This window comes from Microbacterium mcarthurae, from assembly GCF_046064585.1.
Taxonomy (GTDB): Bacteria; Actinomycetota; Actinomycetes; order Actinomycetales; family Microbacteriaceae; genus Microbacterium; species Microbacterium mcarthurae.
In genome coordinates this window covers 238,754-253,552 of the sequence record NZ_JAROCE010000003.1, presented here as the reverse complement: position 1 = coordinate 253,552, position 14,799 = coordinate 238,754, and the positions used below count along the sequence as shown (strand labels likewise).

General features: G+C 62.7%; 10 protein-coding genes. 3 read left to right on the top strand and 7 right to left on the bottom strand.

Annotated elements, in window-relative coordinates:
* Positions 1–354: 354 nt before the first annotated feature.
* A complete protein-coding gene (locus tag P5G46_RS11155; RefSeq protein WP_408905713.1) occupies positions 355–4,278 on the top strand; it encodes a DNRLRE domain-containing protein in 3,924 nt (1,307 codons plus the stop codon).
* A gap of 65 nt (positions 4,279–4,343) precedes the next feature.
* Here P5G46_RS11155 and P5G46_RS11150 read toward each other — a convergent pair whose 3' ends face one another.
* The 6 genes from P5G46_RS11150 to P5G46_RS11125 all read right to left on the bottom strand — a co-directional run bounded on the left by P5G46_RS11150 (position 4,344) and on the right by P5G46_RS11125 (position 10,603).
* Entirely contained in the window at positions 4,344–4,760 is a 417-nt protein-coding gene (locus P5G46_RS11150; RefSeq protein WP_408905809.1) for a serine O-acetyltransferase, read from the bottom strand.
* A 209-nt stretch (positions 4,761–4,969) separates the two neighbouring features.
* Complete coding sequence (locus P5G46_RS11145; RefSeq protein ID WP_408905712.1) at positions 4,970–6,247, bottom strand: O-antigen ligase family protein; 1,278 nt, start codon at positions 6,245–6,247, stop codon at positions 4,970–4,972.
* 972 nt (positions 6,248–7,219) lie between these two features.
* Positions 7,220–8,491, bottom strand: a complete 1,272-nt coding sequence (locus P5G46_RS11140) for an oligosaccharide flippase family protein (protein ID WP_408905808.1) — start codon at positions 8,489–8,491, stop codon at positions 7,220–7,222.
* Positions 8,492–8,511: 20 nt separating this feature from the next.
* A complete protein-coding gene (locus P5G46_RS11135; RefSeq protein ID WP_408905711.1) occupies positions 8,512–9,048 on the bottom strand; it encodes a glycosyltransferase in 537 nt (178 codons plus the stop codon).
* Complete coding sequence (locus P5G46_RS11130; RefSeq protein ID WP_408905710.1) at positions 9,045–9,509, bottom strand: hypothetical protein; 465 nt, start codon at positions 9,507–9,509, stop codon at positions 9,045–9,047. The genes P5G46_RS11135 and P5G46_RS11130 overlap by 4 nt, the downstream gene beginning before the upstream one ends.
* Entirely contained in the window at positions 9,506–10,603 is a 1,098-nt protein-coding gene (locus tag P5G46_RS11125; RefSeq protein ID WP_408905709.1) for a glycosyltransferase, read from the bottom strand. The genes P5G46_RS11130 and P5G46_RS11125 overlap by 4 nt, the downstream gene beginning before the upstream one ends.
* A 607-nt stretch (positions 10,604–11,210) precedes the next feature.
* Here P5G46_RS11125 and P5G46_RS11120 point away from each other — a divergent pair.
* Together P5G46_RS11120 and lepB are read left to right on the top strand one after the other, a co-directional pair.
* Entirely contained in the window at positions 11,211–12,122 is a 912-nt protein-coding gene (locus P5G46_RS11120; protein WP_408905708.1) for a P-loop NTPase family protein, read from the top strand.
* Entirely contained in the window at positions 12,119–12,862 is a 744-nt protein-coding gene (gene lepB, locus P5G46_RS11115; protein WP_408905707.1) for a signal peptidase I, read from the top strand. The genes P5G46_RS11120 and lepB overlap by 4 nt, the downstream gene beginning before the upstream one ends.
* A 2-nt stretch (positions 12,863–12,864) precedes the next feature.
* On the opposite strand, the gene P5G46_RS11110 is transcribed toward lepB, so the two are convergent.
* Complete coding sequence (locus P5G46_RS11110; RefSeq protein WP_408905706.1) at positions 12,865–14,760, bottom strand: DUF4012 domain-containing protein; 1,896 nt, start codon at positions 14,758–14,760, stop codon at positions 12,865–12,867.
* Between the last annotated feature and the right edge of the window lie 39 nt (positions 14,761–14,799).

Below are 14,799 nucleotides of genomic sequence, written 5' to 3'. Positions count from 1 at the left end.
AAAAGCGACGGGCGTCTCCCGTCGCGAACGTGAACCCAGATATTTCAAGGTGAGCTTTCTTCCGTGATGTGATGGGCTTGACGCGGAGTCGGAAGTTTGAGCAGGGGGCCGATATTGCATACGAAGCGCTTCAAGCCCTGGACACTAGTCTTGGGGCCCATTCTCGTTCTATCAACGATCGTGTGGGCACCGACGTCCAGCGCTGCTGCGGCAACACCCACGTCAACGAACGTGGCGTCCGCGCACCCGAGGGTTCTCGCCACGCCCGAGCGTTTTGCCGGTGTACCCGGCCAATCCAGCACGGACGCGTACTCCAACGTGTTGCGTGGACGGACCCTCCAGGATGCCGACCAGATGAAGGCATCCCCCACAATCGCTTTCGACCGCACTGACGCCGGAGCGATGCTCTCCTCGGCCAGGACGTTGATGAGCAGAAGCTCAACACTGACGATGGCTTGGCGCCTCACAAACGACCGCACCTACCTGGATCGGCTCGTGTCCGACATCAATTCGGCCACTGCCCTCGCTGACTGGTATCCCGATCACTTCCTTGTCACCGCGGAGATGACGCAGGCTGTCAGCGTGGCGTACGACTGGGGGTTCGACGCGTGGACGGAGCAACAACGCAACGCGATGCGCACTGCGATTGTAGAAAAAGGACTGACCCCCGCACTCCGCGTCTACGCGTCGACAACTACCGCGTCCCCATTCAAGTTTCTCGGCAACTGGTCGCTTCGCACGGACAACATAAATGTTGTCGTCAACTCAGCCATGCTTATCGGCGCTTCCGCGGTGGCCAAAGACACCTCGTCAAGCGTGGTGGACGCCATATTCAGCAAGGCGACTACGAGCCTTCGCATCGGCATGCGCGCCTATTCCTCAGACGGCAGTTTTGCGGAGGGACCGACTTACTGGGAGTATGCGACACGCTTCCTCAGTTCTGCAATCACGACCCTGCGGAGTAGTACCGGCTCGGACTACGGCCTCAGCGGCGAGAGTGGTTTCTCACAGACGGGAACGTTCATTCGAGCACTGATGGGCCCAGCAGGCGCCGTGTACGGATTCGCCGACAGTTCGCAAGATATTCAGCTTGGCGGCGCACTCAGCGGTCTGGGAGCGGCTTTGCGCGATTCTTCACTGGTTGCTTTGGCTGCGACGTCCGACTCCACAGGCTTTGCGCCACAGCAGCTTCTGTGGCGCGATCCGGCCATGCTTGACGGCATTGCAGCGCCACCCGCACCACTCGATGCGCAACTCGACGGCAGCGTTGTGACCTCACGAGGCGGCTTACAGCCCGAATCCTCGTTCTTCAGCTTCAAGTACAGCGGCACGCCTTCTGCCAGCCATCAGCATTACGACGTGGGCGACTTCCAATTTCAGGCTCTTGGCCAGGAGTGGGCGATGGATCTCGGCCTGGAGCCAGCTTCCTACTCTCTGTCCGAAGGAAGCGCGGCGCCGCGCTGGCAGTACTACCGAGTTGCCCCTGAAGGACACAACACGCTTTCCACCCATCCCGCCACCACCCAGCCTCCTTCAGGCACCGTCGGCAGCCTGGTCAAGTCCTGGTCGTCTACAGGAACGAGCGCGACGATCGCTGATCTCGCGAACTCGAACACAGCACTGTACGCGTGGCGTCGCGGTATTCAGCTCTTCGATGGACGGACGCAGCTTCTCGTCCAGGATGAGATTTCGGCATCCGCGCCCACGGATGTGCTGTGGTCCATGCATACAGCCGCGAACATTGCCATCGCGGAGGACGGGCGATCCGCCGTTCTCTATCTCGGCGGCCAGCGCCTGATTGCGAGACTCCTCCCCGCGAGTGTCGGTGTATTCACGAGCACGCCTGCGGCCGCATATCCAACCTCCTATCAACCGGCACAAGAGTCCAACGACGGTGTCCGAAAGCTGGCCGTTGCAGCAACCGTTCAGGGTTCAGCAACGATCGCCGTTCAGCTGAGCCCCCTCCCGATGGGATCGTCAGCAACAGATGTTCCCCCGCTCCTGCGAAGCACCGCACTCAGTACCTGGGAGGCTCCAACCACAGCGGCGTGCAAACTCGACTCAATCTCGGTCGGGGGCGTTCCCGTCGCCGGGTTCGATCCGGCGGTGGCGGCCTACTCCATTCCGCAGCCGACGGGGGCCGCACCTCCCGCTGTATCGGCCCGCGCGACGCACGGAAGTGTCTCGATCGCCCAAGGCACGTCTACAAACCTGAGCGCCACTGTCACAGTCTTCGACGCCTCTTGCAGCACAACTACCTATCGCGTCACCTTCCCGCGCACAGAGCTCACGATCAGCAGCGCGACGGCGACTGCCACCGCATCTGGATCGCCTACCTTCACATTCGACGGCAAGCCCACATCATCCTGGGTGGCGCCGCCGGTGGGGAGCACGATCACTTGGAAGCTTTCGGAGCCGGCGACACCGGCATCTCTTGTCGTGCAGTGGGGAACCATTCCCGCGACCGACTCCTACACATTCGAGTGGTCAACGGACGGTCGCACTTGGCAGGCCGTCGACGCGGAATTGGTGAAGTCGTCTTCGAACGTCCAAGTGTTCACAGTCGACGGCATCACGAATGCGGGGTACCTGCGGCTTGCAACGACCGGCGCCATCGAGACCAAGGAGCTCGACGTGTTCGCTCGAGTCCCTTCGGACGACTGGTACTCGTTTCCCGCCACCAGCCTCACTGGTGTTTCACTGAGCGGCGTACCTTCGAAAATGGAGCTCGGTAGTGGCGCGACAGCTGCCGTAACGTTCGACGCTAGCGGTGACATTCCGAGCGACGTGAGCGTGCGTTTTGTTACCCGCGGCACGGGGGCCCTCGCAGTCACGGAATCAGGGCAAGTAAGAGCTAACCGGGTCGGTGACGACGTAGTCGGCGTAATCGCGTCGTGGGGCGGTGTCACGGTGTCGACGCAGGTGTCGGTAACGGTGGTCGATTCCACGCGGGTGCGGATTTATGCCACGGCTGATGGTTGGGCGCAAAGCTCCACCCCCACGGTCGGTTACGGATCTCAGGGAGGATCGACGATCAAGGCCCCCTGGCTGGGTAGTCCGGACCGGGTCGCGTATGCCACCTTCGATCTTTCGCAGCTAGCAGGCAAGACAGTGACCTCTGCGGTGATGTCCGCCGAAATGGTCATTACCGAAACCCGTGACGGTCAAAACGTCTCCCGGGTCGATGCGCACACCACCACCGGCACATTCACCGAGGCGGGCTTGACCTATCAAAACCGCCCCACCCTGACCGATACCGTCGGCAGCTTCGTCGTGGACCGCACGAAGAAAATCGTCACCAGCGATCTGACCGCCGCGATCACCGCAGCCGCCACCGGCAGCCCCGGCGCTTACACACTCGGGTTCACCCAAGACGATGCCGGCGCCTCCGCAATCGCGGTCACTCTCACCACCCGTGAAGGCGGCACCGCCCCCTACATCGACATCACCCTCGCCCCCGCCCCGGCGGCGACTGTTCCCTCCCCGGTGTTGAAATCGATCGCGGTCACTGGGATCGATCAGGTCGAGAAGGGCTCCACCGCCACCGCGACCACGTCGTTGACCGACAGTCTCGGCCGAGCGTTCACTGGGGCGACGGTGACCTATACGTCGCAGAACACCGGGATCGCTACGGTGACATCGGCGGGGAAGGTGACCGGGGTGTCCACCGGCACTACCCGCATCACCGCCACCGCTACCGCCGGCCAGATTACGGTGTCGACGCAGGTGTCGGTAACGGTGGTCGATTCCACGCGGGTGCGGATTTATGCCACGGCTGATGGTTGGGCGCAAAGCTCCACCCCCACGGTCGGTTACGGATCTCAGGGAGGATCGACGATCAAGGCCCCCTGGCTGGGTAGTCCGGACCGGGTCGCGTATGCCACCTTCGATCTTTCGCAGCTAGCAGGCAAGACAGTGACCTCTGCGGTGATGTCCGCCGAAATGGTCATTACCGAAACCCGTGACGGTCAAAACGTCTCCCGGGTCGATGCGCACACCACCACCGGCACATTCACCGAGGCGGGCTTGACCTATCAAAACCGCCCCACCCTGACCGATACCGTCGGCAGCTTCGTCGTGGACCGCACGAAGAAAATCGTCACCAGCGATCTGACCGCCGCGATCACCGCAGCCGCCACCGGCAGCCCCGGCGCTTACACACTCGGGTTCACCCAAGACGATGCCGGCGCCTCCGCAATCGCGGTCACTCTCACCACCCGTGAAGGCGGCACCGCCCCCTACATCGACATCACCCTCGCTTCGGCGCACAGCGAATAGCAGTAAGCATGTTGGGGCGACGACTCGTGAATCTCTCAGATCGCGGGGCTTGCCGCGGGAAGTGGCTATCCGCCGAATCCGCCTGATCCACCGACAATCCTCGCCGGATTTCCTACCGCCACAGCTCCGGGCGGAACGTCCGATAGCACGACCGCATTCGCCCCAACTGTTGCTCCTGCACCTACGGTCACGTCGCCCAAAATGGCTGCGCCAGCGCCAACATGCGCTCCATCCGCAAGCGTCGGCGCGGGTCCACCCGAGTGGCGCGCACCGAGTGTCACGTTGTGATGGAGCACCACGTCATTACCTATAACACTTCTGTCATGGACGACGAGTCCACGAGCACCGTGCCGCAGGTCTAAGCCTGAACCCACGCGAGTCGAACGCGGTAGCTCAACGCCAAAGACGAACCGAAGAACATTCTGTGGGACAACACCCACCCGCCCTAGCTTGGCGGAAAGGTAGAACAAACGCACAGCCATAGCACCTGTCGTGTCACCTCGTTCTGCAGTCACGAAGGAAGGCTAGCAAATGATGAGGAAAACTAACGACTCCGCGACGCTGTACGAGGCGTCGCCAGGTGATCGCCGGCTGCTTCGCTCTGTATCGCCGACGGACGCGATGACCTCTTGGTCGGGCGCCGTTATCGTCTGTGTTGCGGCGCCAAAACAGAACTCTCAAGCCAGCCCGTTCAACCCTTCAAGCTCCCACTCACTACCCCGCCGCGCTGCCAGTCAGGGAAAACTGAGAAACTTACGTGCCGCGCATCGGACACGGGGCCAAGCCGCATCGCAAAGATCGTCCACATTACGATGGATATTGCACTCATGGTGGTTATTCCCGAGTAGCTGAACCCCCCCACGATGGCAAACGCCGCCGCGAGCCACGCCCCGGGAATGCCACGCCGACTCACAAGGACAGACATCTGACCGAGCAATAGACAAATCACCGCCACGCCACCCAGATCGAAAGCAAGGATGGCGTATCCATTCTCCAAACTGGTCTCGAGAATCGTACCCTTGAGCTCATAACTCGACCCCCACCCATTGCCAAACACCAGAACTGATCCGATGTTTTGCAATATGTAGTCCGTTGCGACGCCCCGAGCGGCCGAGGAGTTGCCATCGTCGCCAGTGAAGCGCTCTAAGAGTCCGCTGAGAATCGCAGTGTTGACGAAGACCGCGACGCCCACACTAACGACGATCAACATAGCTATGAAAGAACGAAGGCTTTTCGTAGCCGTCAGGATCAGATAAGAGAGTCCGATAACCGCGAGCACAGTCGGCGTTCGGGATTCCGAGAGCACTACCGCCACCATCAACAACACGGCCGACGCATACCGGAGCAAGAGACGCCGCACATTGACGAGAAGAGGGATCGTGAGCGCAGTCGCAAGTCCGAGGTCCAGCGGACTGTCGAAGGTGCCCAGCGGACGAGTGGCCAGGGGGAAATCAATCAGCAGACTCCATGGAATGAGACTCCCAACAGCCCATTGAAGGATGACCAGCAGCGATTCGAATGCCATGAGCACAATTAGGGCATAAACCATCACGCGCGTCGCTCCGGGCCTCGTTACCTCCGCGATTCGAAGAGAGAAAAAGAACAGAATTCCCGCTAGCACGGAGTTAGTCAGACCGAAGACGGACGAGGGCCCACTTGTGACGAGCGCCATGACAACGAACAGCGTCACAGCCAAGGCCAGGAAACTGTGGACTACCCAATGACGACGGAGTTCCACTCCGATTGCCTTAGCGTTCGATAGCATCGCGAGAGAAGCCCAGGCGAGAAGGAGCAGCGTTGCCGGGTGGATAGCCGCGTTACCAGTCCAGTTCCCGATGATCGCCCAGCCGCCGGTTGAGGGGATCAGTACTCGTAAGGCAAGCACCAGGCTCAGCACCAACACCGGTCGCCTCTGCGTTGACACCGCGACGGCGACGCAAACCGCCAGCCACGCAATCAGTTGCAGCATCACTCCTCCAGGGGGCGAGATCCGGTCCGGCCCCTATCGTCGCAATTGGCCTCATCCTCAACGATACGCGCGATAAGCAGCTGCGAATATGTGTTCTCAATCTGGTCATCGTTGGGCGTTCGTCGCCCCAAAGTCGCGTGAGAATCACCGCTCTCCCGCGTATTGTGACGCCAAAGTGCGAACCGTTGCGTTCCGAGCAACACGGGAAATTGTTGAGGGCGATCGATAATTTGCGCAACGCGCACCTCCGCCTGAACCGCCTGTGCATGAAGCCAAACGTCGTCTGCACGAGGTGAGACGATCTGGAAGTGATCTCCAGCCATTCTGAGGTGATCTAGAAATGCGGGAGGATAGATAACCCCGGACACCCCCGTCAAGAAAGTACGGTACCGCGGGCGGGTCGTCGTAGCCGCGCCCCACCGGGCATATAGATCGGGCCTCCCGTCGAGGATCCCAAACTCATGGGCGCGAAAGCAATGGATGACATTCGGATTCTTCCGATGAGCGGCGGTCAGCTCCGATAGCCATTCGCGTGGATAAATAATGTCATCGTCGGCCGTTACTAGGGGGACCTTGTGAGCTCCAATGGACATCACGTATGGGAAGTACTTGGCGTGGGGGCCCATCGGAGGCGCCTCTATTATCTCCAAACCCCGGCGGCGTAGCCGGCGTAAGGTACGAAGCTCTCGCGCAGTGCTTACGTCAGCCGCGCTGTCCAGCGCAAGAAGTAGGCGCCGAGGGCGCGCGGAACCCCCCGCGATGCTTTCGATCGTGTGATGCACTGTCTTGAGCCGGGGCCCGAAAGACGTCAAGCTGACGACCACATTCGCGTCACCGGTCACGGGCGTGCGTGCCAACCGGTTACGCACGGCTCCGCTGACATACTGGACAGCCCGCCCCAATAGGTCACGGACCTTCGACAGCCGTTGGACCATCTTGCTACCACCTTTCAAATAAAATCGGCCAGCGCGATCAACCTCGGCCTACGACGCGCGACAGCGCCTGCCATAGGGATACGAAGTCGCCGGGCCGCACACCGTAGAAGTCTGTCCACCGGAACCGGTGATGCTTTACAGCGAAGGTGATGCACAAGTTGCTAGAAACTAAGTTTCCTACCAAGGTGGCGGCGGCTGCGCCAATGCCACCGAATGAAGGCACGAGGACAAAGAGCAGAAGGAGATTGATGAGGCACGCGAGGAGAATACTGAAGCTCCGCAACTCTGGTCTTCCTCGCGCGCTCAACGTGGCTCCGGCGATGGAACCCGGCACGCCGACGACGACCGCGACGGCGGCGAGCAGGGCTATCGGTATCGCCCCGACAAACTCGCTCCCGAAGACTAGGGGCAACCACCACCCGATCGGCGCAAGCACTCCAAGCGCGCAGATTACACAAGCTATGAATGTCGCACGCGCGGCCAGGCCCGCTCGTTCGTTGTCTCTCTGCGCCGCGTCGCTCGAGAACATAACCTCACGCGTGGCGGAGTTAATGATAAGAGGCACTTCACTGACGTTTACAGCGACTGCGTACAAGCCAAGCTGCGCAGGTCCACTCAACGGAAGAATAAGCAGTTGGTCAATTCGCATCAGTAAAATACCCGCCACGGAACCTAGCCAGGCCCTCGTGCCGTACGCGAAAGCGCGCCGGGCTGGTGTCGGTCGCAATTCCCGCGATTCGTATGAGGACTTGCTGACAAGCCGAACATAGGCGAAACCAGCGAGCACCGGTCCGAGAACAGTAACGAGGGTCGCAGAGAACAGAGTCAGCTGTTCGGCGAGGGCGAGGCCAACTATCCCGAGGATGCGCAAGCTCCCGTTCAAGATGCGCTCCGTCGCAACCACTCCCCACATGTGTAGGCCTGCTGCTGTCCCTCTCAGAAGGGCTACCAGTAGTCCGGGGACCGTAGCCAGCGTTGCCACAGTCATAAGCGTGGCCAGTCCTGGGGACCCACCTTGAGTGAGAACAGGAGAGGCGAGCCACACCAGGAGGACGGACAGCGCCCCGGTTCCGACAAGCGACGACGCTAGCGCAAACCACGTGATTGCGCGGAAGAAGGATCGACGAGCGAGAACGTTCGTTACTGCGTCCGGGAGGCCAAGCGTCGCGATGGCGATAGCGAGCATAAATGGAGCGGTTGCAGCAGCGAGGTCTCCGCGACCATCGACATCGAGAGCGCGCGCAAGAATGGGCGCCGTGACCAACACAGCCATTGGCGGGAATGCGTTTCCCAAAATCGATAGCGCCACATGGCGCGCGTGGGAGCTACTCACGCCGGAGGGCCGCTCAGGCCGAAAATTAAACCCCACGCTTGTTCACGAAACATTTTTCGGCGCTCACCGCTCGACCTCATGGCCTCGGCGATCGATATTCTACGTGCGCTGGGATCCACGCCTGCCGCATCGACGATCTTCTGGGGCAGCGACTCTGCGTCGACGGCATCGGTCGCGAGCCCCATTTCCTGTAGCACAGAGGCGAAGCGCACCTGGTGGTCATCGACGTGCTCAGCATTTGAGTACCGCCGCCCGAGCACAATGGGCCACACCCCGGCATCTAACGCGCCGAAGACGTTACCTGGGCTCGCCTGTGACACAAGGATGTCTGCCCACCCCAATGCATCCGCGACACCGCTTGGCGTCAGATAGTCGACAGCGCGCTCGATACGCGCCGATGTCGACGTCCACTCACCGACACCGTATTGCACGATGTAGCGGTGGTCCCCCGCGTCTTCTATGGCGCGAGTAACGGCGTCGAGCAACCGTTGAAATGGCTGCTCATGGGTTCCGACTGACACATAGATATTCATCGGCTCCTCGTCACCTGCTCACGACGCGGGTAGTCAGACAATTGCGAGTCCCACTGGCAGACATAGAGATCCGTAACCGGCTTCGTGAGACGTGCGGTCATTGTGGCATTGTCAACCCGGTCAAAGCATTCAATGAAGACGTTCTTCGTGCGGAAGAAGATCTTTCCCGCGAAGAAAAACGGAACTGCGGCCGCTGCGCCGCTGCTGACGATGATCGCCGGACGCTCTCGCCTCAGCACGGAGAACGCTCGTTTGAGGTTGATCAAAAGTGCTTTGACGCTGCGATTGGTCGGCCAAAAGAGACCGTAGGACCGCATTCCGGTGATCTTGCTTGACGCATCGGGCTTTAGAAAGGTTGCGATCGCGATGTCCACACCTTCGGGCTGAGGCAGCAGAGCCAGCAGCTGGTCGAGGTGGCCGCCGCTACTACACACGAATAGAACACGCATCGACTCGGTCACGGCACGAGCCTCTCCGCACGTTGGACCCACATGTCCGCAGCGCTTTGCATCGAGAAGGGCCGGATGTAGTCGATCATCTCCTCGGCCGGTGCGACGGCACTATCGAGCATCTCGACCACCCCCGTTGCCAGGGCAGCGGAATCGCCCACCGGATAAACACGCATGATGTCGTCACGGTCGCCCAGAGCGCGATGCATCTCGTCCGGCCCGATGGCAGCGGCCGCGAGGACGGGTGTTCCCACGGCCATGGACTCCAGAAGCACGATCCCCCACGCCTCGCTGCGGGCGCTGTGGACGAGGAGATCGGCAGCGGCCATAAACGGGTAGGGGTTACTGTGCCCGCCGTGCGCCGTGATCGTCAGGAGCCCGCGCGGGTCGCGGAACGCATCGAAGTCTTCACGCAATGGACCCTCTCCAACGATATGCCAGTGCAGTGGGCGATCAATCGAGAGCAGGGCATCGCGGGTTATGTCTAGGCCCTTCCGACGGATCAAGCTACTGACCGAGACGATGTGCTCACCGGGGCCGAAATCCGCGGGCGCGGACGCGACGAGATCGTTGGTCTTGGCGATGTCGACGGTGCTCGGGATGATTACAGGCCGCCTCTCGAGGCCGTAGACCTCCATCATCGAGTCGGCCACCGTCTGCGTGTTGGCACTGATGTGTTCACGATGGTTGAAAATCCAACCAATCAGATTCTGCTTTGCACGACCAAAGCTGATGTACTCCGCGTGGTCTGTCGGGTCCAGATCTTCGCAGTAGTTGTATACGTGATGACGCGCGCCCGGCAAGCGATCCACCATCGCGCACGCCAAGATGCTCGACCAGAGTTTGACGATCACGAGCCCGGGCGGAATTCGCCGCAGCACGAGATAGAGACGGCGAGCAACGTCGACCGTAGCGAGGTGGCTCTCAAGCCCGAGGTCGTGCACCAAGACCGCTTCGGATATCTCAGAAGCAAGGCCCTGGCCTCCCCGGTGGAGGATGATGTGGATCTCATGGCCTTGGCTCGCCAAGTAGTTGGCGACGATGACCGTCTGACGCTCCGCTCCACCGAACCTCAAGTGCGGTTGAAGGAAGATGATCCTCGCCATGTATTGGATACCCCCGGGTGATCGCAGTGCGCGGCATACAGGCCTGCGGGCTACCCCGCGGATGAGACGGTACCATTCCTGTGTGTCCGTCTAATGACGTAGGGGCCTCCACCGCGTACTAGGGGCAAAGGGCACGTGACCCCAGACGTCGCGCAAGTTGAAGCGCGAGTTGCCATGTTCGGGGCGAGTTTCAGCATTCTTGTCACAACCGCTCCGCTGCAACGGGCGCGTGCTTGAGCGGCAGGCGGGCATGGATGCAGTGACTACGCTCATGCGCTCTCGGGGTTTCAAGCGTTCAAGGACTCCGACTTAGTCCTTGAAGTCCGCACGGCGTCGGGCGAAGGGCCGCGTTGGTTCCGCATAGCATGACCCGTCGCCCACCTGTGTTGGGAACGAGGGTCAGCCGTTGAACCCGCGACGATGAGGAGTAACTGCAGTGCCCCCCAAGCATTCACTACTTGATTCTGCGGCGGCAACGCTGTGCGCGCTAGGAGTTTACCTCGATCTCACCGGTGCCCAGATTACCGACCCTATTGCCAGCAACGCCGTCAGCCAGGCCTGGCGCGACTGCGTGTGCTCCCCGCCGGTCGAAGAACGGCAACGCGAGGTGCGGATCCTGGCCCCTACGCTTTCTCACCTCGAACGCTCTCTTTCCGATCTCTCCACCCAGGTCACCCTCGCCGCCCTCGACGCCCTCCGCGGCACCCGCCTGCTCCTCCACGCCGCGGGTGTCGCCGCTCCCGACGGACGTGTCCTCGCCCTCGTGGGCCCTTCAGGCCGCGGCAAGACCACCGCCTCACGCCACCTCGGCCTCCACTACGGCTACGTCAGCGACGAGACCGTCGCCGTCGACCCCGACCTCACCGTGTATCCGTACCGGAAGCCCCTCTCGATCATCGTCGAGGGCAAGCCGTTCAAGGAGCAGATCGCTCCGAGCGACCTCGGGCTCCTCCCCCTCCCCGACGCGCCCCTGCGGCTGGCGGGCATCACGCTCCTCGATCGTGACCCCGACACCGACACACCGGGAGCCTTCCCCGTCGATCTCATCGACGCGATCTGCGAGATGACCCCGCAGATCAGCTACCTCCCCGATCTGCCCTCGCCCCTGCAGTACGTCGCACGCATCGCGGATCAGATCGGCGGGGTCACCCGGCTCATCTACCGGGATGCCGCGGATCTCCCCGCCCTCGTCGAGGCGATGTTCGCCGCGCCGGCGCCGAACGCACAGCCCTGGACGGTCGCTCCCGCCGCGGCGACGACGGGGCCGTGGCGTTGCGCTGAGGTCGACGACGCCATCCTCGTCGACGGTCGTGCGTGCATCCTCCGCGAGGGCACCGTCACGGCGCTCGACCACCGCGGAGCACTCGCCTGGACGATGTGCCTCGAGGGCGCCCGCACCGAACAGATCACGGAGGCGGCCGTCACCGCCTTCGGAGAACCGGACGGGTCCACCCCGCACGAGCTCATGACGCAGACACTCCAAGAGCTGGTCGAGCACGGTCTGCTCATCAGGGCATGACAGCGACGACCGAAACAGCGCCGCGGCGTACGCGGTGGCAGCGGCTGCGCCACTCTCCGCTGACCCACGTCGTACTCGCGGTTGTCGTCGTTGCCCTTCTTCAGGCCTTCGTGATCAAGCCGTTCCACGTGCCGTCCGAATCGATGTTGCCCACGCTCGAGAGCGGCGACCGCATCCTCGCCAATCGTCTCGCCTACGCCGTCTCAGAGCCGGGGGCAGGCGACGTGATCGTGTTCGCCCGCCCCGACACCTGGGGCACGCCACCCGAACGCAGTCCGCTTCGCACCGCTGTCGGCTGGGTCGGAGACATCGTGGGCTTCGGGCCGAGCAACCAGGAGGTACTCGTCAAGCGCATCATCGGGGCGCCAGGCTCGACGGTGCAGTGCTGTTCCGCAGACGGTCACCTCGAGGTGGACGGGCAGCCGGTCGAAGAGGGCTATGTCACGTCGGACCCGCCCTTCACCCCGCGGGTGAACGACTGCGCCACGTCACCGGCATCCCCCCGGTGTTTCGGCCCGATCGTCGTCCCCGACGACCAGTTCCTCGTCATGGGAGACAACCGCGACAATTCCTCCGACTCGGTCATTTCCTGCCGCGGCGATGCGATGCCCCCGAGCGGCTGCGCCCGATTCGTGCCGCGCTCCCAGATCATCGGGAAAGTCGTATCGGTCGTGTGGCCGCTCGACCGCGCACGCCTTTTCGCGAATGGCGACGGAAGCCGGCGGCATCCACTTCTGTGAAGTCAGCCGGCTGAAGCGAACAATTCGCCGCACGACGGGTCAATTGTGACGGGAGTGTCCGATGCAGTGGGCGTGTGACGCAGCTCCAGCGGACCCAGCGGACCCTCGGGCAATTGCACCGTCGATGACACCGCCCGCGTCTCCCCCTGCGGAACCACCACGAGACGGCTCAGGGCAGTGTTGTTGTCTTGCGTCCCCGACCGATCGAAACCCGACTCCTCGCTGCGAGCGGGATCCGTGGAAAGGATCTGACCACCGGGAGGAGCGAAGAAGAGCACGTCGAGCATCATCGACGTGCGGGGCAGTCCGTAGTTGCCGTTACGGAAGCCGAGCGTGTACTTGCTCTGGATGCTGTTCGGAATGGAGTTCGTCAGTGTCGTCGTCGTCGTGATCGTGCGGGCACCGACGTCACACGTCGCCGCCACCGACTGACTCAGGTGATACTCGAGCTTCCCGACCGAGTAGTCGTTCAGATACGTCCCCACCTGCGTGTGCGCGGTGTTGTCCATCTGCAGGGCACCGTCGAGTTCGAGCTCACGCGACAACTGCTGCGCCTGTTCGTCGGTGAACGACAGCAGCAGCCGCTGCTCCTCCGCCGACTTTGCGAGAGCATCGAGCATCTCCGCCGGATCCCATTTGCCCGCGGTCAGATGGCTGAACACCGCGCGCGAGACCTCCGAGAAGAAGACATCCGAATCCCGACCGTTCGGGAACCGTTCGTACGCATCGCTGAGCAGGAGCTTCACCGCGTTGTCGCTGGAGATCTGCTCCCCCGCGACGTCCACGGGCCCGGCCACCGCGAGCATGTGCGACAGGACGACGGGATCGATCGAGATGACGCCGTCGAACCGCTCACCGTTGGTGCGCTGCCACAGGTCCTGGAAGAGCTGCACCGTCGTGGGGAAGTCCGGGGTCATCGTGTAGTCCTGCGAGTAGCGCGCGAACGACGACGGGTACAGCGCGAGGGTCTCGGCGGGGATGTCGCTGAACTGCTCCCCCGCCGTGCCCTCTTCGTAGAACGTCCGTGAACTCGCCTGGTCGAGCAGCTCGAACTTGCCCTGGTCGACCTTCATGATGATGCTCGCGGCCGGGTTGCCCCCGGTCGCGCGGATCTCGGCGTTGTTCTGGAAGACGATCAAGTATGTCTTCCCGCCGTCCGCGCCGGCCATGCTCAGCAGGGTGGGCAGGTAGCGGTTGACGACGTCGAGGGTGGGTGCCGTGCGGTCGATGACGTCGCGGATCTCGGCCACCGGCCCCGACACGGCATCCATCAGCTGATCCGACTGGATGCCATCGGTCTCGGCCTTCGCCGCGGTGAACGCCTGCGACACCACCGGGATCGACGCCTGCGCCTGCTTGAGAGGCTCCAGGTTGAAACCGCCGCCCTCCAGGGCCAGCTTCTTGATGTCGAGGTCGGCGATCATCTGCATCCCCGGCGGCAGCGCATCGCGCACCAGGATGTCCACCGCGCGGGTGACCCGCGAGACGGCGTCGATATTGGCACCCACGACAGGGACGTCGGATGCCATCTGCCACAGCGGCCCCTGCACCGTCTCTGCCGCGCGGGCCGTGCGGACGCTGACGTCCTCGGCCGCGGCCTGCAGACCCGCCTCGTCACGCGCCTCGACGAGGGAACCGAGGCGCCCGAGTGTGGACTTCGCCGCGAGCAGGTCATCGCGGACCTCGACGGCCTGCACGGTCAGCGTCGCGCCGAGGATTCCGGCGACAGCTGCGGTGCCGCCCAGGACCCCGAGAACGCCGCCCACGACCCACGGCCACGCGCGCGCTCGGCGCGGAGCCTCGCCGTCCGTCTCCGCCGTGGTCACGTCCGTGGCCTCCCCCGCGGGTCGACCGTCGTCGTCACGGCGTCGGTTGCGGCGGCGGAGGTTGTCACCCATGTCGGCATCCTAAGTCACCCCCTCTGAGCGACCCCTGGC